At 38.1% G+C, this 19,221-nt stretch carries 20 protein-coding genes and 2 riboswitches; of the genes, 4 read left to right on the top strand and 16 right to left on the bottom strand.

Features of this window, described 5'->3' with window-relative positions; translation table 11 throughout:
• Window positions 1-34: 34 nt before the first annotated feature.
• Window positions 35-136: riboswitch (TPP riboswitch) on the bottom strand.
• 10 nt (window positions 137-146) lie between these two features.
• The 11 genes from thiW to LG329_RS11455 all read right to left on the bottom strand — a co-directional run bounded on the left by thiW (window position 147) and on the right by LG329_RS11455 (window position 7,086).
• Window positions 147-635 carry an energy coupling factor transporter S component ThiW gene (gene thiW / locus LG329_RS11505; RefSeq protein WP_404450959.1) on the bottom strand — a complete coding sequence of 163 codons (489 nt, stop codon included), beginning with the start codon at window positions 633-635 and terminating at the stop codon, window positions 147-149.
• 42 nt (window positions 636-677) lie between these two features.
• On the bottom strand, window positions 678-1,334 hold the full coding sequence (thiE, locus tag LG329_RS11500; RefSeq protein ID WP_404450958.1) for a thiamine phosphate synthase: 657 nt from the start codon (window positions 1,332-1,334) through the stop codon (window positions 678-680).
• 6 nt (window positions 1,335-1,340) lie between these two features.
• The gene (gene thiM / locus LG329_RS11495) at window positions 1,341-2,135 is read right to left on the bottom strand and encodes a hydroxyethylthiazole kinase (RefSeq protein ID WP_404450957.1); all 795 of its coding nucleotides are present in this window, start codon (window positions 2,133-2,135) and stop codon (window positions 1,341-1,343) included.
• Window positions 2,132-2,962 carry a bifunctional hydroxymethylpyrimidine kinase/phosphomethylpyrimidine kinase gene (thiD, locus tag LG329_RS11490; protein ID WP_404450956.1) on the bottom strand — a complete coding sequence of 277 codons (831 nt, stop codon included), beginning with the start codon at window positions 2,960-2,962 and terminating at the stop codon, window positions 2,132-2,134. Before thiD ends, thiM begins: the two co-directional genes overlap by 4 nt.
• A 144-nt stretch (window positions 2,963-3,106) precedes the next feature.
• A riboswitch (TPP riboswitch) is annotated at window positions 3,107-3,207 on the bottom strand.
• Between the two features lie 67 nt (window positions 3,208-3,274).
• Window positions 3,275-3,646 (bottom strand): VOC family protein, encoded by a 372-nt coding sequence (locus LG329_RS11485; RefSeq protein WP_404450955.1) that lies wholly within the window; start codon window positions 3,644-3,646, stop codon window positions 3,275-3,277.
• 17 nt (window positions 3,647-3,663) lie between these two features.
• Window positions 3,664-4,125, bottom strand: coding sequence for a GNAT family N-acetyltransferase (locus tag LG329_RS11480; RefSeq protein WP_404450954.1), 462 nt, complete (start codon window positions 4,123-4,125; stop codon window positions 3,664-3,666).
• A 71-nt stretch (window positions 4,126-4,196) separates the two neighbouring features.
• On the bottom strand, window positions 4,197-4,676 hold the full coding sequence (locus LG329_RS11475; protein ID WP_404450953.1) for a GNAT family N-acetyltransferase: 480 nt from the start codon (window positions 4,674-4,676) through the stop codon (window positions 4,197-4,199).
• Between the two features lies 1 nt (window position 4,677).
• The gene (locus tag LG329_RS11470; protein ID WP_404450952.1) at window positions 4,678-5,109 is read right to left on the bottom strand and encodes an NUDIX hydrolase; all 432 of its coding nucleotides are present in this window, start codon (window positions 5,107-5,109) and stop codon (window positions 4,678-4,680) included.
• 14 nt (window positions 5,110-5,123) lie between these two features.
• Complete coding sequence (locus tag LG329_RS11465; RefSeq protein WP_404450951.1) at window positions 5,124-5,630, bottom strand: GNAT family N-acetyltransferase; 507 nt, start codon at window positions 5,628-5,630, stop codon at window positions 5,124-5,126.
• A 14-nt stretch (window positions 5,631-5,644) separates the two neighbouring features.
• Complete coding sequence (locus LG329_RS11460; RefSeq protein WP_404450950.1) at window positions 5,645-6,202, bottom strand: sugar O-acetyltransferase; 558 nt, start codon at window positions 6,200-6,202, stop codon at window positions 5,645-5,647.
• 53 nt (window positions 6,203-6,255) lie between these two features.
• A complete protein-coding gene (locus LG329_RS11455) occupies window positions 6,256-7,086 on the bottom strand; it encodes a GNAT family N-acetyltransferase (protein ID WP_404450949.1) in 831 nt (276 codons plus the stop codon).
• 165 nt (window positions 7,087-7,251) lie between these two features.
• Between LG329_RS11455 and LG329_RS11450 the strand changes: the two genes are divergently transcribed.
• Window positions 7,252-8,391, top strand: coding sequence for a conserved virulence factor C family protein (locus tag LG329_RS11450; RefSeq protein ID WP_404450948.1), 1,140 nt, complete (start codon window positions 7,252-7,254; stop codon window positions 8,389-8,391).
• A 199-nt stretch (window positions 8,392-8,590) separates the two neighbouring features.
• Here LG329_RS11450 and LG329_RS11445 read toward each other — a convergent pair whose 3' ends face one another.
• From LG329_RS11445 to LG329_RS11435, 3 genes are all read right to left on the bottom strand, one after another.
• Window positions 8,591-9,355: a DUF3891 family protein gene (locus tag LG329_RS11445; RefSeq protein ID WP_404450947.1), complete on the bottom strand. Its 765-nt coding sequence runs from the start codon at window positions 9,353-9,355 to the stop codon at window positions 8,591-8,593.
• A 17-nt stretch (window positions 9,356-9,372) separates the two neighbouring features.
• On the bottom strand, window positions 9,373-9,969 hold the full coding sequence (locus tag LG329_RS11440) for an AAA family ATPase (protein ID WP_404450946.1): 597 nt from the start codon (window positions 9,967-9,969) through the stop codon (window positions 9,373-9,375).
• A 120-nt stretch (window positions 9,970-10,089) separates the two neighbouring features.
• Window positions 10,090-10,611, bottom strand: coding sequence for a superoxide dismutase family protein (locus LG329_RS11435; protein ID WP_404450945.1), 522 nt, complete (start codon window positions 10,609-10,611; stop codon window positions 10,090-10,092).
• Between the two features lie 739 nt (window positions 10,612-11,350).
• Between LG329_RS11435 and LG329_RS11430 the strand changes: the two genes are divergently transcribed.
• Window positions 11,351-11,953 (top strand): Uma2 family endonuclease, encoded by a 603-nt coding sequence (locus LG329_RS11430; protein WP_404450944.1) that lies wholly within the window; start codon window positions 11,351-11,353, stop codon window positions 11,951-11,953.
• Window positions 11,954-12,247: 294 nt separating this feature from the next.
• Here LG329_RS11430 and LG329_RS11425 read toward each other — a convergent pair whose 3' ends face one another.
• A complete protein-coding gene (locus LG329_RS11425) occupies window positions 12,248-15,391 on the bottom strand; it encodes an efflux RND transporter permease subunit (protein ID WP_404450942.1) in 3,144 nt (1,047 codons plus the stop codon).
• Window positions 15,392-15,605: 214 nt separating this feature from the next.
• Here LG329_RS11425 and LG329_RS11420 point away from each other — a divergent pair, with 214 nt between their 5' ends.
• A complete protein-coding gene (locus LG329_RS11420; RefSeq protein WP_404450941.1) occupies window positions 15,606-16,493 on the top strand; it encodes a TetR/AcrR family transcriptional regulator in 888 nt (295 codons plus the stop codon).
• Window positions 16,494-17,198: 705 nt separating this feature from the next.
• On the opposite strand, the gene LG329_RS11415 is transcribed toward LG329_RS11420, so the two are convergent.
• Window positions 17,199-17,927, bottom strand: a complete 729-nt coding sequence (locus LG329_RS11415) for a MerR family transcriptional regulator (RefSeq protein WP_404450940.1) — start codon at window positions 17,925-17,927, stop codon at window positions 17,199-17,201.
• A 204-nt stretch (window positions 17,928-18,131) separates the two neighbouring features.
• Between LG329_RS11415 and LG329_RS11410 the strand changes: the two genes are divergently transcribed.
• Complete coding sequence (locus LG329_RS11410; RefSeq protein ID WP_404450939.1) at window positions 18,132-19,049, top strand: aldo/keto reductase family oxidoreductase; 918 nt, start codon at window positions 18,132-18,134, stop codon at window positions 19,047-19,049.
• The last annotated feature ends 172 nt before the right edge of the window (window positions 19,050-19,221 follow it).

The following is a 19,221-nucleotide window of genomic DNA, read 5'->3' as shown; positions in this document are numbered from 1 at the left end:
TGTTTGAAGCTACTAGAAGAGTGACAAATGGAGGGTTCCGTCCTCACTACTTTCCTACGCTGGCATTATCCAGTTCAGGTTCAAAGGGACCAAGAATTGTTCCTTGTCTCAGCATGTTGCGCCCCTAGTAGACTTCCTTGTAAGTGCTATACGTTCTGTAATTGATTGGTTTGTTTTACACGAATCACGACAAAGTAGCCGATAAACGCTCCTGAAATACTGCTCACAAAAAATGATGGTAAAAATACAAATGCGCCAAGCGAACTGCCCATTAACAGGTTTGCATATGGTACAGAAAATAACGATCCAATTATTCCTGTTCCAACTACTTCCCCGACCACAGCCAGTATTTTCCGCCGGAATTTTTTATACAATAGACCCGCTAAAAATGCTCCGATCATTCCACCTGGAAAAGCAAGCAATGTCCCAAGTCCAAGCATATTACGAATTAGACCTGTCATGAACGCAATAACGACTGCAGGTCCAGGCCCCAATGTTATTGCTGCCATTACATTCACCGCATGCTGAACAGGGTATGCCTTCGCAATTCCCGCTGGAAACCAAAGCAACTGCGCCCCGATTGTACCCAATGCAATAAAAACTGCCATTGTTGTTAAAACTCTTGTACGAAACATACATTTCCCCCTCGCCAAATTTTGTCCTAATCACTCACCCCCTTAATTACTGCCATTTATTTCTAGTAATCTTGTGGCTACGTCTAACTTATGTGCCGCTTCTTTACAATTTTCCGCCTGACTAATTGCTGAAATCACTGATATCCCTGCGGATCCGGCTTTCATGATTTGCCTTGCATTTTCCTTTTTAATCCCACCGATAGCTACAATAGGAATTGTTACATTCTCACTAATTTCCATTATCCTTTTTACTCCTATTGGCTTAAGCGCATCCGCTTTGCTAGATGTTTCATGAATTGGCCCAACGCCAAGGTAATCAGCACCTTGTTGCTCAGCAAGGATAGCTTCTTCAACAGTTGAAACTGAAACACCAACACACATATAGTTTGGGAGCCTTTCTTTTACGTTAACCACCGATTCATCCTTTTGACCAATGTGGACCCCGTCGGATTGAATTTTAACAGCTAAATCAATATCATCATTCACGATGAAGGGAATGTTATTTTTAAGACAAACATTACGCAGCTGAATACCTAACTTACACTTTTCGGCACCAGTTTTAGCAGCAATCCCTTTTTCCCGAAATTGAAAAATCGTAATGCCGCCATCAATTGCCTGTTGTAGTACATATTCAGGGTCTCTAGTTGTGTTAGCGCTACCCATTATAAAATATAAACGAAGACTCTTTTCATCTATCATTAGGCTTTATTCTCCTTTTAAACTAAGCTCACGAATGTTCGCTTTCGTCTGAACCATTTCCTCTGTTAATTCATATAGCACATCCAAGAAGGCTGGCAGAAATGTCCCTGGACCCTTAGCGAATTCCATCGCAAGCTCTGCTGCCACACCATAACTGCACACTGCTTTTACAGAAGCTTCGTAAAGGTCAATGCTGACACTTGAAAAAGCTCCCACCACCGCTGTTAACAGGCATCCAGCGCCCGTAACATACGGAAGCATAGCCACTCCGTTCTTGCATTGTGTAAAGCTATTGCCATCAGTAATGGTATCTGTTTTTCCAGTTGCAATTACTACTGCCCCATAATTTTTAGCAACATGGATGGCTACTTCAGGATCGATTTCATCCACTAAGGTATCTGCACCCTTCATTTCGGTATCCAACTCTCCCAACACTGATATCTCACCAGCATTTCCTCGGATAACAGACACATCAACCTTGTTTAAAATTTGATTGATTGCACCCGTGCGAAAAGCTGTTGCGCCAATTGCAACGGGATCTAAAATTACAGGAATTCCTTTTTTGTTGGCTGATTTTCCAGCAAGAATCATTGCCTCTACCTGGCTTTGTGTACATGTACCAATATTCAGCACAAGCGTATCAGCATGAGATGCCATTTCAGCCGCTTCTTCAGGGGCATTCGCCATGGCCGGAGACGCTCCAATTGCTAATAATCCGTTCGCTGAAAAGTTAGCCACAACCGTATTTGTGATATTGTGAATCAGTGGTTTTTGTTTTCTTATCTGTTCCAGGTAGTTCATTGAAAAACCCTCCCATTATTTTTTGGTAACCCTTGAAGTCGATAGCCCCAATGGTTCGTTGGTCCATTTCCATTTCCAAGCATTAAGCTATAGCGAATCGCATCTGTGATATATTTTTTTGCAGTTATAACAGATTCATAGATTGACTTACCTTTTGCTAGTTCGGCAGCAATAACAGCTGAATACGTACACCCAGTCCCATGTGTATGCTTGGTGTTTAATCGACTAGTTGGAAACTTGTGAATGCTGGAACCGTCGTACAAGACATCGACAGCATCTCCTTTAAAATGGCCACCCTTAACAACTGCTGCATCAGCTCCAAGTTCATGAACGATACGTCTTGCCGCATCTTCTGCATCTGCTATCGATTCGATAGATTCTGATAGTAGTACTTCCGCTTCTGGTATGTTCGGTGTAACAACTGTCGCAAGGGGTATCAGTCTTTCAATCATCGTCTGCTTCGAATTTACATCCATTAAATGATCCCCACTTTTAGCTACCATTACAGGATCTATCACATAAGGAATTGAGCCCTTCTTGATAGCCTCCGCAATAATCACCATCATTTCAGTAGTTGCAATCATGCCTGTTTTGATAACGTCTGGTGAGATATCGGAGAGTACACTTTCTATTTGTTTCTTAATGAACGGGGCGGACAAATGCTCAACACCCTGAACCCCCAGCGTATTCTGGGCGACAACCGATGTCACAACGCTCATCCCGTATACTTCTCGCTCCTGGAATGTCTTTAAATCAGCCTGGATCCCAGCACCCCCAGTCGGGTCGGTACCAGCAATGGTAAGTACAGTTGGAATAGAATGTTTCATAGAAGAACCCCTTTCAGAATAAATTGAAAATCCAAAAGGGGTAGTGGAATAACTGTTGTGTTTTTTTAAGTGCAAAAAAACCACACCAGAAATTGGAGTGGTTTTGTAGATAACGTTTAACGAAGACACATCTGCCTTTACTTAAACAACCGGCCTCCACTTTCCTACGCTAGTATGAACTAGATCAGGTTCTAAGGGATAAAGGTTTTCCTTATCTCAGCCAAACGGCACCCCTAGTGGACTTTCTATTAAGTTATAATCTTACTAAAACATGGATGCCTTTTTTTGTCAATTCGTTATAAGGACTATTTCTTATCCCGTACAAATCATAATCACATGCTGATCCGGATCCTTTACCGTAAAAAATGAAAAGTCATCAAATTCCTCAAGGTCCGAATCAAGTTCAATTCCCGACTTTTTCACGAATTCATAAGCGGCATGTATATCATCTGTATGGAAATTGAACAGTGGATATGAAGATGGCTTTATTACTTTCTTTTCCTTTTCTGGACCTGCATCCAGTGTTAAACCGGTATGATGGTTAATATTCATATTGTAGACAGGATCTGAAATCTTAGATAGTTCATAGGTTTGTCCAAGTAACCACGAATACCATTCGACAGATTTAGCTAAATTACTAACGTGAACAAAAATCGTATTGATCTGGCTTTTAATTGGACTCATCATAAGGACCCCTCCGCTTAAATAGTTTTGGTCATTTTATAATTGATAAATTTAACACCTGCAATTAGCTTATTTTGTTCCTGTTGAACCTGAAAACCAAGTGATAGAAAAAACGGTTTCGCAGTTATACTTGCCTCAGTAGTTAACCGAAGAATATTGTGCAACCTTGCATCAAATTCAAGCTGTTCCATAATCTTAGAACCAATTCCTTGTGCCTGATGGTCTTTGTGAACATATAGTAAATCAATTAGACCTTCTTCTGTCAGATTACCAAAACCTACAATTCTTCCATCAATTGTCGCAACGTAGGTCAAGCTATGTTGAAGGTGATCCACCCACTCAACAAGTGTTTGCCTATTATCTGCCCATAATTCAACCTGTTCAGCCGAATAATCTTTTCGATTGATGGTTAAAATTGTTTCCTTGAATAAAGTAGCTACATCATGAATCATACGCGATTCAAATCGTTTTAATTCCATAAATTTTCACCCTTACCTACATGTGCAACTAGATCATTCGTTCATCATGAAAAGGTGTTTTTACGCTAAATTTATCGATCATAAGGACTCACCTTCTTCTTCATTTTCACAAATTCATAGTTACCACCATTTGTTTTCTGCATAAATATTTCTATTTCAACAAATCCTGCATTTTTATATACATTAATCGCCCTTTGGTTAAAGGTAGCCACAGATAACGTAAATATTTCAGGATTGAATTCCGACCTAGCAAATGCTAATCCCGCTTCAAGAAACGCTAGACCATTTCCATTCCCAGTTAGGTTTGGTCTCATGCCAAGCCCAATATCGATTGTAGTCGGAGAAGTTTGATTAAAGCTAAAAAATCCTACGATTTCATCCTCTTCCATTACTACGAAAATTTTATCACCACGTTGCTCCGGATCGATGAATTCATTAAAATCTTCCTCATCAGCCTGAATATCATAAAAAGCATATTCACCGGCATAATGCCAGTTATACGCAATATTTTCTGCCTCTTGTTGATTCATTTTTGCAAATTTGTATGCCATGTTATTTTTTCACACCTTGAAATGTATAAGGAATGGACGATTCCAGCATGACCTTCAAGCCATTTTTATGATACGGCATCAATTCAGCGGCAGCATCCAAGTCAATCCACTTCACTTCTGAAATACCAACACTTGCATCGGTGTCCTGAATTGCCAGCTCCCCTCCAACAGCTTTGGCTCGGAAAGTAACAAACAAGGCATGGTGGCCGTCTGCTTCCATAAAAGCTTCATTCACGGAAACAATATCGCCTACCTCAACAGTGAATCCAGTTTCCTCTTTAGCCTCACGTACGGCAGCCATTTCTAATGTTTCCCCTACCTCGACAGCACCGCCAGGCAATGTCCAGTTGTTATATTTGTTGTTCTTGACCATTAATATTTTACTTTCCACTTCATCAAAAATAAGTGAATAGGCAACATCTACTCGTTTCAACTTTATTCGCTCCTTTATTTATTTTCTATCCAAAATCTTCGCTTCACATTTCCGTCTTCTTCTGTGAAACTTTTATCCTCTACGCCACCATTATTCAAAATGGTTTTAGCTGAACCAATATTGTCTTCATCACATGTTGCCAACACACGTTCTATGTTTAACTCTCCACATTTTTTCAATGCTTCTGCCAAAATGAGAGATGCATAACCTTTTCTCCGTTCAGACGGCCGTACACTGTACCCAATATGCCCACCAACATTCAGCAAAAATTCATTTAACTCATGACGTATATCGACCATTGCCAAAATGCGGTTCTCCTCATTAACTAGAAAATAATTAGAACTTGGCAGCCATGGATTGTTACCTTCTTCCCGGATCGCCAATGCTTTTAAATAATCTTGATAACTAGCATGTCCGTCCAAATTGTAGCTGCTCGGCACCATTCTGGAAGATCCCCATTCTGCTACATAGTCTTGATGTTCCTTTTTCCACTCCATTGATGGTCGTACTAATCGCTTCACTATCTCCACCCACTTTAAATATGTTTAATTATTTTTGCAGGATTCCCACCAACTACAACATTTTCTGGGACGTCTTTCGTTACAATAGACCCAGCCGCTACAACAACATTATCCGCTATCGTAATACCTGGATTAATTACGGCTCTGCCACCAATCCAAACATTGTCTCCAATCGTAACGTGCTGCCCATATTCAGCACCACTCACTCTTTCCTCAGCGTCTATCGGGTGTGTGGCTGTATAGATGTGGACACCAGGTGCAATCATACAATTCTTTCCTATCCGCACTTCACAAACATCTAGAATGACACAATCAAAATTAGCGTAAAAGTTTTCACCAACATGAATGTTGTAACCATAATCACATTTGAAGCTGGGTTCAATGTATAAATTCTCACCCGTTGACCCTAAAAGTTCTTTTAAAAGTTCAGTCCGTTTTAAATCCTCTGTTTCTAGCGATTGATTATACAATCGGGTTAACCTTCTTGCATTAGTACGCTCTTCTATTAATTCGGGACTAAACGGATTGTATAACTCACCGTTTAGCATTTTTTGTTTTTCATTTTTGGTCATAATTGTCTCCTTAGATTTTATTTAGGTACTTTGTTCATAAAATTTTATTTTTACTACTTAACCTTATTAAACTGATAATAATCCTGTACTTCATAAGAAACGAATCCACAGTCCTCATACAACTTTAATGCATGTTTATTTTCCGCAGCAACTTCTAATAGAATGTCATTCCCTGTTTTTTGCTCATCTAGCACCACTTGTGTGAGTGCATCCCGACCGTATCCTTGCCCTTGATATTTTGGAAACACAGCTAACCCATAAATGTAGCTTTCTTTTTCATCTTGTAAAATGCCTACTTTACCAACAGGCACATGGCTGGCTTCGATTATATAAGAAACTTTCTTATCATTTTCACCATTATCTTCATTGAATTCCCGCGCTCCTGCTTCATCAATTCCAAAGCATGCTACATCTAATTGAACCTTAGTTTCAAAATCCTCAGCAGTCGCTCTTCTTAATTGGACAAAACTGCCGTTTGATTCTAGGTTTGTGGATTCCCATTTCATTTGAAATTCCGAGAATGAATATTCACATGCTATTGTTTGCAACCAGTACTTCGCGGATTGGGATTTTGCTGGTGTATTTAATAAAATTCTTTTTGCATCGTCGGGAATGGCTGCGGACGCATCGGTAAATAACCCAGTGAAAATTCCACGTCGACGAAAATCCGGATGAACCATCCCACAAATTTCGTATTCATTTCCAAATCTGTATACGGCCAGAAATCCGATTAATACATCATTTTCATAATGAAAGAAGTCCATCTTCTCGTTTTCTTTTCTTGTCTTTAACATCTCCCAATTTAGCTTGAGTTGGATGTTTTCCTCTTTTTCACTTCTATCTTGCAGTGTTTTGATATCTTCTAATTTTTGTTCATTTAACATGTTAGTGCTCCTTAATTATACGCTTTTTCTAACTATACTAACTTCTATGTGACTCCTTCATTTTCCTTCAAAAAGCGGGAAATAATTTTCGCAAATTCGAAAAATGGATAAACTGACTTGACTTTGTTAAAATCAGTCATAACATGTAGTTGAGGAGAATGTGATATGAAAATTGTTTCGATTGAACCTACACCAAGTCCACATTCCATGAAAATAAACGTGGATGAACATTTACCAGATGGACAGACACGAAACTATAAACTTGATGATGATTTAAGTAGTGCTCCCGATTATATCAAAGAGTTATTTGCGATAAAGGGCGTAAAAGGTCTCTATCATGTCATTGATTTTATTGCACTTGAGCGTAATGCGAGAACAGCCTGGGAAGATATTCTCCCAGAAGTACGAGATGTCTTAGGTTCTGCAGAAGAGAATGCAGAATCAGCAACTATGGAACAAACCACACCAGATGATTCTTTTGGTGAAATCAAAGTCTTCATTCAAATGTTTCGCGGAATTCCGGTTCAAGTAAAACTTGAAGACGGGGAAGATGAACAACGCTTCGGAATTCCCGAAAGGTTTATGAATGCAACTATGAAAGCCTCAGAAGCATCCACTAATATGTTGATGGAGAGAAAATGGGTGGAACAAAGTCCGCGCTATGGTGATGTAAATGAAATTGGACAAGAGGTCGTTGAAGAGTTGTCTGCGAGCTACGACTCAGAAAGGTTAGAAGAATTGGTAACTAACGCGCTAAACGAAAATTCTAATGAACAGATACCAAAGGTCCAAAAGAAAAAAGTTACACTTGATATGCTGGACAACCCAAGTTGGAAAGAACGTTATGCTGCACTTGACCGAATGGTTCCAACAGTGGAGGATTTACCGGTCTTGGACAAAGCGTTAAGTGATGAAAAAGGATCGATTAGGAGACTTGCTACCGCATATCTTGGAATGATCGAAGAACAAGAAGTACTCCCGTATTTATATAAAGCTCTAAAAGATAAAGCAGTAAATGTTCGACGTACTGCTGGCGATTGCCTGTCAGACCTTGGCTTTACGGATGCTATTCCTGAAATGATAGCTACATTGTCTGATAAGAGCCGTATTGTTCGCTGGCGTGGGGCTATGTTTCTATACGAAATCGGTGACGAATCTGCTATTCCTGCCTTACAACAAGCAAGCGATGATCCAGAGTTCGAGGTTCGCATGCAGGTAAAAATGGCACTAGCTCGAATTGAAGGCGGCGAGAAGGCCAAGGGATCTATCTGGCATCAGATGACAGAAGCAACCAAACAGAAATAACGAATCCTAGATAGTAGAAAAGACGCCTATACAAATGTATAGACGTCTTTTCTGTATTTGCGGCGAAAAACCATGTGTTCACATTCACATGTATAGCTTTATTTTTCGTCTTATGCAAATCAGCTCATCGCAAGAATTAAGTATACCATTAAAACATGCTTTTCGCCAATACTTGTTAATCGTCATTCGAACGTCTATATTAGCCAGTAACTCTAACTTGAATGCTTTCTTCAGGTGTATTTTCATATGCTGACAAAATACCTTCTTCGGTTATTCGCTTTCTCGACACTACCTTCTGTTTTATTTCAATTTCAACAGGGGCATCAAAAGGCAATTGGGATAATAAAATAGTTTGCCCGTCCCTCCAACAAATATCTAATTGGTTGCCTTCAAAAAATGAAAATGTGGAAGGAATAGGCAACCCATTTTTATAAAAGGAGTGTTCTTCTTTCTTTGTGGCACCTGGTTCATTTAAACATACAAATAACGATAAGTTATCACAAAAATTCAATAGATCATAATGAAACTGATAAGCTTCCTTATCAAAATCTATCATTAGCTTTTTTATTCGACTCTGACGTTCCTGTTCATTTTTTAAAAACTTTAGCGACTCCTCGTCAGTGTCATTTTTAGTAAAACGAGAATAATGATGACTACACAATAGGCTAGCGTAAAAATCCATCCCTTCTACTTCATCAATCCCGTTCTTATAGAAAACAAGTTTAGGTTCAGTTGGTAAGTCCATAAAGGAATAAGGTAAATTGGTTTTGTCATTCCAAAGCGGTTTCGAATCTACCGGAATCCATCCTCTATCGTGTTCATAAATAGCTAACTCCACAGACCTTCTTTTATTATCATCATTGAAAAAGGCTTTTTTCCAGTAAGATGAAAAGATGCCTGAGATCCGCGCATGATCATCCTGCGTGATCATAACTATATCGTCTGGTCTTTCACGTATAATCATATAACCACCCCTTCACACTATTTGAATAAACTAATTTCCTTCAACTTAACTTTTAACCTGTCCATGAATTTTGTAAACCTTGTCCGATGATCCGGTAACAGTGGGATGTTGGCTAATTCAGCTATGGTTTCTACAACTTTATTAATAGACATAGTATCTGTATGTATGTGTTCTTTAAAAGTATCCTTCGATAAATGATTAAGACGTTCTTCAATCTGTTGATATGCCCAGGAGTTTTTACCTTCCAGTCTTTTTCTTAACCGTTTTTGAATCGTTAGTTTTGAGGCTGATAAAGTAAAGTGCTTTACTTCGACACCGTGTTCTTTCAATTTACCAACAATTTCTCCATGATACAATTGATTGGTAAGTGTCATAGGAACAATTATGATTCCTTTATATTCTTCATTTATTTGCTTTAATAGAGAAAAGTTTGCTTCTCGCCACAAAGGGTAATCCTGAAAATCATCTTTTTGAATATCCTTTGGAACGTTAGCCATTAATACATATCCAAACCTTTCCGGATCGTAAACAATCGCTTGCGGTAATCTTCTTTGTAGTTCATAAGCAGCTGTAGTTTTACCTGATCCAAATGTTCCATTAATCCATATAATCAAAAGATCACCTCTTGGTACAGAGTATTATTTTTGTTTCCTTAATTATGCAATAGAATAATTAAATAAGCTAATCTAACTAAAAGAGGATGACCCTTGAAGGATCATCCTCATACCATGTATTTATAGAGCCTGTATTGGTCCGCAACCTATCCTTTTTCCAGAGTCTCCTGATGGCTGTGAACGGTAATCGTCAGGATTTTGATGGATCATGATTGTCTTGCCAATTACATCTTCTACATTAAATGCGTTTGTAAAAAATGACATTCTAGCGTAGCCATTATTCGAAAAAAGCACCGGAAAATCACCAGCATGATTCCCATGTGGTTGATCTGTTGGATTCCAATGCCCCCCTGCCTCTTGGAAAGGATCTGGCTTATCACCCATTCCACAATTAGCATGTTGATGTATATGGAATCCAAATGGTCCTATCGGTGCCTGATCTCCTTGAGCAGGCTTATAAGGTGGCAATCCTGTTACTTCCACCGTTACATCTGTCCCATAAGGAACATCAGTGAACACAACATATCCGTGCAGATCAGGAGCAAGCTCACTACCACTTATTTCAGCATATGCCCTTGCTACCCTTACAGGATAATACATTTGATAGTCTTGGCCATATTGCCCATAGTTATATGAATACATCTTTGTGTAATCCTCCTACATTTTTTCATGTGATTACACATCATATGCCTATACGTCTTTTTTGTGAAAGGCTGTATTCCTAAAGATTGTTGCTTTATAAGAGAATAGATATATATTGCGGCGTAACTGCTGGTTGCTTTCCGCGGGCACGGCTTCAGCCTCCTCGCGGAAGACCACCGCTGCGGGGTCTTCAGACTCGTGCTGTTCCCGCAGGAGTCAACTGTCCGCAGCGAAAATCAACTGCCATAATAGTGGGAATTCATGCTCTAATCAATAAAGTGATTACTATCATTCCATTATTGGACACAACCCCCAGCGAAGGAAAAACACGGAGACTCCTGCGGGAAAGCGAAGTGATGAGACCCCGCAGTGAGCGTTCTTTGCGATCGAGGAGGCTCAGCGCAAGCCCGCGGAAAGCGTAGTGATTTTTCCGTAGCGGTCGCAGGGCAACTGAACATGATTTTTGGTTACTTCGCAGTCATTCATGTAGCGCAATACCAGCGCTACACCACAGAGAAGTTAATTTTCATGGCAGTTTATATCAACTATGAAGTTGAAAAGCAACAATGCATCCGAAAAGGGCCTGTGAAAAAACTTTAGCTATATTAGCGAGTGGAATATTTGATTTTTAAAGTCAATTATTTATCACGGCCATATATTCTGACTAGTCACTATTTTAAACTGGAATTTTCCTGCAGATATATTATACTAATTATAAACGCTCTAAGGAGGACTATAGATGGGTGATAAAAGTAAAAATGACAAATTAAACCACAATATTTTGAGAGAAAATAACCTCACGTATAATGACTACGCATCAATTGATGATGGCAATTATTATGAATTATCAGGGGGACAACTTGAGCTAATGAGCCCTGCGCCATCAGTTATACACCAATTAATTAGTTTTGAGATTCAAAAGAACATTACACAAAGCTGCGAATCAGATTACATTATATTATATGCACCTGTTGACATGATTTTGTCATCTACTGAAGTACGGCAACCGGATCTTGTAGTTATTAGTCGAAAACGTATCGATATAATAAGTAACCGAGGAATAGAGGGGGCGCCAGATCTTGTTGTGGAAATTCTTTCTCCTTCAACGTTAAAAAGAGATAAAATTGATAAATTAAAAACGTATGCTAAATTCCGCATTCCTGAATACTGGATTGTGGAACCCAATACTGGCATTTTGGAAAAGCATATCCTTCACGATGATCAGTACAATCTTGTTGATATTTTTCAAAAAGACGACCCTGTCAACTCCCCAAATATCCCATGTATTTCTTTCACAATGGCTGCGGTTATGGAAAACATCCCCCATCTCTCGGATGAATAACGATTTTTCAGCTGTATAGTCTTCCTTTCTCTTGTTGCGATTCTTATAGGTAAGTAGTAAGAAAAGCGCAAGCGCCTTGGTCAGCCGCGACAAGTTTAAGACGAATCTCTTAGTGATGATATTTTTCACAAAGAGATTTGACTTAAAACCTCAGGCGGGCTAGGCGCTGGAGCTGGACGTGGCCCTGCATAGTTACCAAAATATTCAATGTCACATTTTATACTTTCCTTACACGTTAAAAAGCCTTGCTAATCATTCCAAAAGGAAGGATAAGCAAGGCTTTATTGAAAATCATTATTCTTTTATATCTTTTTTCCTAAATTTAGCGAATGCTTCATATACAATCGGTACAATAACAAGTGTTAATAACGTTGAACTTGTTAACCCACCAATTACTGTCAATCCTAGTCCTTTTGAAATTAGACCTCCGCCTTCCATTCCGATTGCTAGCGGGATAAGCGCACCAATCGTAGCAAGAGCAGTCATTAAAATAGGACGTAGACGAGTAGCACCAGCTTCTAGAAGAGCCTCTCTTGTAGAAAGTCCTTCTTTTTCTTTGTGAATAACACGATCAATTAATACAATCGCATTTGTTACTACAATACCAATTAGCATCAATGCACCAATCATAGCTGATACACTTAATGGTTCATTTGCAATCCAAAGTGCTACTAAACCACCGATGATGGTAAATGGTAATGAGAATAGAATCGCTAGTGGTGCGAGTGCCCCACCAAATGTTACTACAAGGACAAAGTAAACAATGGCTATTGCTGCTAGCATTGCCAACCCTAACTGCATGAACGACTCATTTATTTGTTCTGTTACACCGCCAAACTCAACATTCACTCCGCCTGGCAAGTCTTGCTCACTTATTTCATTTTCAACATCAGCTGAAACGGCTGCTACATCATTAGTCTTCACGTCCGCACTAACTGATGCATACATTTTGCCTTCTCTGCGATCAATAGTGTCTGGAGACTTTCCTTCTTCAACATCCATCACGTCTTTCACTTTTACAGTGGTGCCGAGTGGAGTTTGTATTTCTGAATTTGTTAGATCTTCAATACTGTTATACTTTTCTTCTTCCACTTCGATATAAACATTCACATCTTCTCCATCATGTTTTACCGTTGTGAGAATTGGTGCTTCGCCGGCACTACTTAGATTCATTCCAACTTGTGCTGCTGTCAGTCCATATTGACTTAACTTTTCTTGATTAGCTACCAAGGTATATTGATCATATGCTTCCGATATACTTGATTCAACTTTTTCCAAATCGTTGTTTTCTTTCATAATAGGTAGAATTTGACCAACAGCGCTTTGTATCTCTTCTATATTTTCTCCATAGACGAACAACTGTAATCCACTTGCTCCCATACTAGCAAAGTCAATTGTTCCCCATTCACCAGTATCAGTGGTTTTGTTTAAAGAATCGGTAACTTTTGTACCCTCATTACTAAAATTCTCAAAATCATCAGCGTACTCAACATAGAATAATGCTGAATTTCCACCGCCCATACCCATCATTGCCATTGGGCTTCCACCGCCTAATGAATATTGATAGGTTGTAACGCCTTCGCGGTCACTAAAGAATTCTTCTGCATCAAGTGCTATTTCTTCTGCTTCTTCTCTTGTTTGCCCAGGCTCAGGACTGTACGTAACCATCAGCATTTTTTGTTCTTGCGTTGGTAAGAAACTTACTCCGATGATCGGCACAAGGAACAGACTTAAAACTAATACTACCGATGCTCCTCCGAAAGTAATCACTTTATGATTTAATGTCCAATTAAGGATACCTTTATAAAAATTAGCTAGTTTATTAGGTTTCTCGTTGTGTTTATTACTTTCTTTTGCCGCGCCGTCTTTTGATCCTTTTTTAAACAATGAATGTGCAAGCATAGGAACTATTGTTACTGCAACAATCAAGGATGCTAATAGAGCAAAGACAACCGCTAATGCAAATGGTAAGAACATCTCACCAACCTGCCCACTAACTAAACCTAGCGGCAAGAATACAGCAATCGTTACTATTGTCGAAGAAAAGATAGGTATAAACATCTGTCTTGTCGATTCGCGTATTAAATCTTTTCCACGAAGTTCTTCTCCTGGTAAGGCCATTCGTCTATATATATTTTCGATAACTACAATCGAATCATCAATTACCCGTCCAATTGCAACTGTAAGTGCACCTAATGTCATAATATTAAGGGTTATATCCATTTGATGCAGCAAGAATACTGCCATTAGTAATGACAATGGGATCGATACGATTGAAATTAGTGTTGTCTTAATACTTCTTAAAAAGAGTAGAATGATCACAACCGCAAAAATCGCACCAAACAAAGCTTTGCTCAGCATCGTACTAACAGCTTCCTCGATTGGTTCCCCTTGGTCAAAAGTAGTTGTTATTGTAAGACCAAGATCGTCCTCAAAGTTACTGAGAGCATCTTTCACTCCATTGACAACATCAACTGTGTTTGCATCAGCTGCCTTTACAATTTGAATACCGATTGAATCTTCACCATTTGTTCTTGAGATAGATTCAGCTTCCCCTACAACTTTAATCTCAGCAAGTTCGTTTAATTGTACTGTCGGTAATTCCATTGACCCCTGTGCTTGTTGGGTTTGACCTTGTTGTCCCGGATTTTGGGTTGGTGTGCTTCCCTGTTGGGTTGGTTGACCTGTTTGTGTTGGCGTAACAGGTATTTCTAAATTCCGCAAATCCTCAACAGTCGCAACATTTCCATCAATGACCAGATTTTTAACTTCCCCATCAAAATTTGTTAAACCCAATGGAAAAGATATATCTGATCCTTGAATCAATTGTTTTATCGTTTTTAGATTTAAACCATATTTAGCCAGTTGGTCTTCATCAAAATTAATGTTAACCTTTTGCACTTGTTGTCCAGTAATTTGCGCATCAGAAACGCCTTCAATACCTTCTAGAGTTGGAACAACATCTTTCTCTACCGTTGTCGTCAATTGCTCTAAAGTATGATCTGCATCACTAATGCTTAAAGCTATAACCGGAAATGCATTCATACTTAATCGTGAAACTTGTGGATCGTTCGCCCCTTCAGGCAAATCCAGATTAGATAATGCACTTTCTACTTCATTCGTTGCCTCATCCATATCTGTATCAAAGCTAAACTGTATTTGTACAGATGAAGCATTTGCTAAAGAAGTAGAGCTAACAAGTTCGACTCCTTTTAAGTTTTGTATCCGTTGCTCAATTGGCACCGTTACTTCCTCTGCAACTTCATCTGGTGCTGCCCCTGGATAAGTAGTCATTACGGATACGTTCGGCAAGGTAATATCAGGCATTGTTTCTTGTTTCATATTTAAACCCGAATATAAACCTGCAGCAACAACCATAATGGTTAAAATCCATATAGCAAATTTATTATTAAGAGAGAAATTAGTTATTTTCTTCAAGTAGTACACTCCTTCATTACGATCTATTCATTTGACTGACTGGTCAGAACATTACTTAATATAAACGATTATTGTTAATTAATCAACCATAAAATGGCTTAAAATTAATATATTGAAAAGTTTGTGTCAATCATGTAAAATCTGCTATTATATATTGTAAATAACTTGGTCAAAATAAAAATGACCACTTGGTCATGTACAGGGTCGTGAACTTATGAATGAAAAGAAAAAGAATATAATCGTTACTTCCATAGACCTTTTTGCAGATAAAGGGTTTTATTCTACATCTATTCAGGAAATTGCCGAAAAAAGCAATGTTTCAAAGGGTGCCTTCTATTTACACTTTCACTCTAAGGACGAATTGTTGCTTGAAATATTTAAATACTATTATGATTTGATGCAGGAAAACATACAAAATGCCACGGATGAACAGTTAAGTCCAAAAGAAAACTTTATAAAACAGGTAGAAGTACAATTTTATGAAATACTAAGACATAAAAGCTTCATTCTTACACAGTTTAAAGAACAAGCAATTACGTTAAACAAGGAACTTTTTGAATTTATTCGATTCAAAGAATTCGAAACACACAAATGGTATAAAGAAACGTTTATTTCAATTTATGGGCAAGATATAAAACCTTATGTTATGGATATGTCCAACATATTCGAAGGAATTAAAAGCCGCTACATGCAAGTTTTAATTCATGGTGACATAGACATACAGATTCCTGAACTTGCTTCATTTATAGTAGAACGCTTAGATGACATAGTTGTAAACTTACTATCAAAGGAAATACAACCGGTACTTACGGAAGATAAAATGGCACCTATTTTTTCTGATATTAGAGAACCAGAAGAATTAGCAAAAAAAGAGGTCGTTGGCCACTTGTTAGACATGCAGAAAATGCTTAACAATTATGAACTCGAAGATAAAATGGTTAATGAGCTACAAGGTGTAATTGACTTTTTAATTTCAGAAGTAAAAAAAGAGGATCCTAAAGAATTTGTGATCCAAGGAATGCTTGCAAATTTTAAAGGTATACAAAAATTTGACAGGTATCGGAAATTAATATCAGAAAAGCTTAATATAAGGATATTGTAAAACAACTCCGTGACCACAGATGTACAATAAGGCAAAAAGAGGGTAAACCCAACAGGTGACGGGTTCCGTTATCTATCGCAAACCTTAAAAATATAAAGTAAAATGATCATCAAATTTGTATGCTAAAATTTGGTGGTCATTTTTTGTTGGTATAGTAGCATTTTTGGTTTAATATCCATTAAAGTTTTAATGTGAATTGTACCCCGATTTTTTAGATTACAATAGCCAGTGTTAGTCTATATTTAGACCTGCAATTTCTTATGCAAATTGGGATACATAAAACAAAGATCTTGAATAAAGGAATACCTTAAATTATTTTCGCGAACATCAGGTACTTTATTTATAGAAAACAAGCAATATTAAGGTGTTAAACGGACAACAGGTGCCCTATTTGGAAGTAATACCCCTATTTTACTTTGATATATGTTAAATAAGGTATTGTATGTCCGCATACTTCCTCAAAATCACTTTTTTAATAGAAATAGCAAACCGTATGTCCACCAATTCCAGCTAACGAGTTTTTTTGAGCAAGCAATAAAAATAATACTAAAGCTAGGCTATTTTTTTAAGATATCAAATAGCACCGCGTTTTGCGGTGCTATTTGATATACATCTCCACTACTTTATAGGTGTAAATTAGGTTTTTGCGATAGGAAACGGAACCCGTTCCTCAAAAAGTTCTCCCTCTTTCTGTCATTAAGTTACTTACTCCTGCAAGGCCTTCCCAATGTACTGATAAATTTCAGCATCTACACCATTTTGCAGGTCATTCCCTGGATTTTCCGCATGGAATTTTTCCGCAGCTTTTATAAATTCAGGGTCATTTTGTGGAGCAAACTTACCTACAAGCTCTTGCCATTGTTTAGCTAAACTTTGAACACGTTTGTCCGTTGCAGGACTACCTTGTTTCATGTGGTTACGAATTTCATCCATAACGGTATTAAACTTTTCCCCTTCTTTTTTCAAGGTATCTGAATCGCTATTTTCATATTGTTCTTTCATTCGATCTAACTGCTCTTTTGTGAAATACTTTTCTTTACTCATTTTCATCGCTCCTAATAATTTAATTAAATCTTCAACTTGTAATGGCTGTTTATTGCGGACTAATGAGGATACATTTTCTAACTCATCCAAAAGGGCTTGCTGTACTTGAATATCCTCCTTCAAACGAGCCATTTGAACAAAAATTAATTCTGATGCACTTTTACTATTGTCACCCTGTAAAACTGACTGAACATCTTCTAATGACAAACCAATTTGCTTTAATGACATGATTTGTTGCAGCACCTGGAGGTCAGATTTATTATAAAGCCGATGACCTGATTCAGAATAATCAGAAGGAGAAAATAATCCAATCTGATCATAGTATCGCAAGGTTCTTACGGTTAATCCTGTTAACTTTGCAAGTTCTCCTACTTTCCACTGTCGTTTCATATACATCCCTTCTTTTTCGCTAGCTTTTTACCGGTAATTCTACTATAAATCATTACGTTACGTCAGGCGCAAGAGTAATATGAAAAAAATCAGAAAAGAGATAAGCATTAACTATTAGTGTTAAAGCTAAACTTTATTCAGTGGGGTTTTACTGCCCGTCAAATTGCGATAAAATTGACTTATCCAATGAAAAGAGGTGTTCTTTTGAAAAAAATTAAATTAGGTAAAAGCGATTTAGAGGTATCTGATATTGGACTAGGTTGTATGCGTATGAAGGACCTCTCGAAAAAAGAAGCAGCTCACGTAATTGAAAACGCGATGGATGTCGGAATTGACTTTTTTGATCATGCAGATATTTATGGTGACGGGAAATCTGAAGATATTTTTGCAGAAGCATTTAACAAGAATCCTTCTATTCGCGAAAAAATGATTTTACAAACCAAGTGTGGGATTCGTAAAGGATTTTTCGACTTTTCCAAAGAGCATATTCTGGAGTCAGTTGAAGGTAGCCTGAAGCGTCTGAATACTGATTATATCGATATCTTCCTACTTCATCGACCAGATACATTAGTTGAACCAGAAGAGGTGGCTGAAACTTTCACAAAGTTAAAGGAAAGCGGTAAAGTTCGACATTTCGGTGTGAGTAATCAAAATCCAATGCAAATTGAACTTTTGAAAAAATATCTTGATCAGAACTTGATTGTGAACCAACTTCAATTCAGCATCATGCATACCAACATGATTGACGCTGGATTCAATGTGAATATGCACCATGATCCATCTATTGTTCGGGATGGTAGTATTCTGGACTACAGCCGTCTAAACGATATGACAATCCAAGCATGGTCCCCATTTCAATATGGAATGATGGAGGGTGTATTTGTTGGGAGTGAAAAATTCCCGGTGCTCAACGCTAAACTGCAAGAAGTTGCCGATAAATATGGCGTAACCGACTCAGCAATTGCTGTGGCATGGATCCAGCGTCACCCTGCAAAAATCCAGCCAATTGTTGGTACGATGAATTCTGAACGTTTAGCCGGCATTGCCAAAGCTTCCGAAATTGAACTTACGAGAAAAGAATGGTATGAAATCTATTTAGCCGCAGGAAATGAACTGCCTTAATGCTTTTAAGAATTTACTTTGTTTGCTGACAAAATTATTGACATATGATCAGGAAAATGGTTAACTATTAATAGAATTTCAAAGGGGAGTAGCTTTAACAGTAATGTCGTCATTACAGAGTGAGATTAGTCATTCTCGGCATTTCTGGCAACTTTACGGTGTTGTTAGCAAG

The organism is Virgibacillus necropolis (genome assembly GCF_044793635.1).
In the GTDB taxonomy this organism is placed as follows: domain Bacteria; phylum Bacillota; class Bacilli; order Bacillales; family Amphibacillaceae; genus Virgibacillus_F; species Virgibacillus_F necropolis_A.
The sequence above is the reverse complement of the archived record's forward strand: the minus strand, read 5'-3'. Positions and strand labels throughout refer to the sequence as shown.

Excerpts from the sequence above, each read along its gene's own strand:
- LG329_RS11415 (WP_404450940.1), bottom strand. The coding sequence starts at position 17,927 with ATGAAACGACAGTGGAAAGTAGGAGAACTTGCAAAGTTAACAGGATTA.
- LG329_RS11480 (WP_404450954.1), bottom strand. The coding sequence starts at position 4,125 with ATGGAATTAAAACGATTTGAATCGCGTATGATTCATGATGTAGCTACT.
- thiM (WP_404450957.1), bottom strand. The coding sequence starts at position 2,135 with ATGAACTACCTGGAACAGATAAGAAAACAAAAACCACTGATTCACAAT.
- thiE (WP_404450958.1), bottom strand. The coding sequence starts at position 1,334 with ATGATAGATGAAAAGAGTCTTCGTTTATATTTTATAATGGGTAGCGCT.
- LG329_RS11420 (WP_404450941.1), top strand. The coding sequence starts at position 15,606 with ATGAATGAAAAGAAAAAGAATATAATCGTTACTTCCATAGACCTTTTT.
- thiD (WP_404450956.1), bottom strand. The coding sequence starts at position 2,962 with ATGAAACATTCTATTCCAACTGTACTTACCATTGCTGGTACCGACCCG.
- thiW (WP_404450959.1), bottom strand. The coding sequence starts at position 635 with ATGTTTCGTACAAGAGTTTTAACAACAATGGCAGTTTTTATTGCATTG.
- LG329_RS11445 (WP_404450947.1), bottom strand. The coding sequence starts at position 9,355 with ATGATTATACGTGAAAGACCAGACGATATAGTTATGATCACGCAGGAT.
- LG329_RS11475 (WP_404450953.1), bottom strand. The coding sequence starts at position 4,676 with ATGGCATACAAATTTGCAAAAATGAATCAACAAGAGGCAGAAAATATT.
- LG329_RS11485 (WP_404450955.1), bottom strand. The coding sequence starts at position 3,646 with ATGAGTCCAATTAAAAGCCAGATCAATACGATTTTTGTTCACGTTAGT.
- LG329_RS11460 (WP_404450950.1), bottom strand. The coding sequence starts at position 6,202 with ATGACCAAAAATGAAAAACAAAAAATGCTAAACGGTGAGTTATACAAT.
- LG329_RS11455 (WP_404450949.1), bottom strand. The coding sequence starts at position 7,086 with ATGTTAAATGAACAAAAATTAGAAGATATCAAAACACTGCAAGATAGA.
- LG329_RS11430 (WP_404450944.1), top strand. The coding sequence starts at position 11,351 with ATGGGTGATAAAAGTAAAAATGACAAATTAAACCACAATATTTTGAGA.
- LG329_RS11450 (WP_404450948.1), top strand. The coding sequence starts at position 7,252 with ATGAAAATTGTTTCGATTGAACCTACACCAAGTCCACATTCCATGAAA.
- LG329_RS11435 (WP_404450945.1), bottom strand. The coding sequence starts at position 10,611 with ATGTATTCATATAACTATGGGCAATATGGCCAAGACTATCAAATGTAT.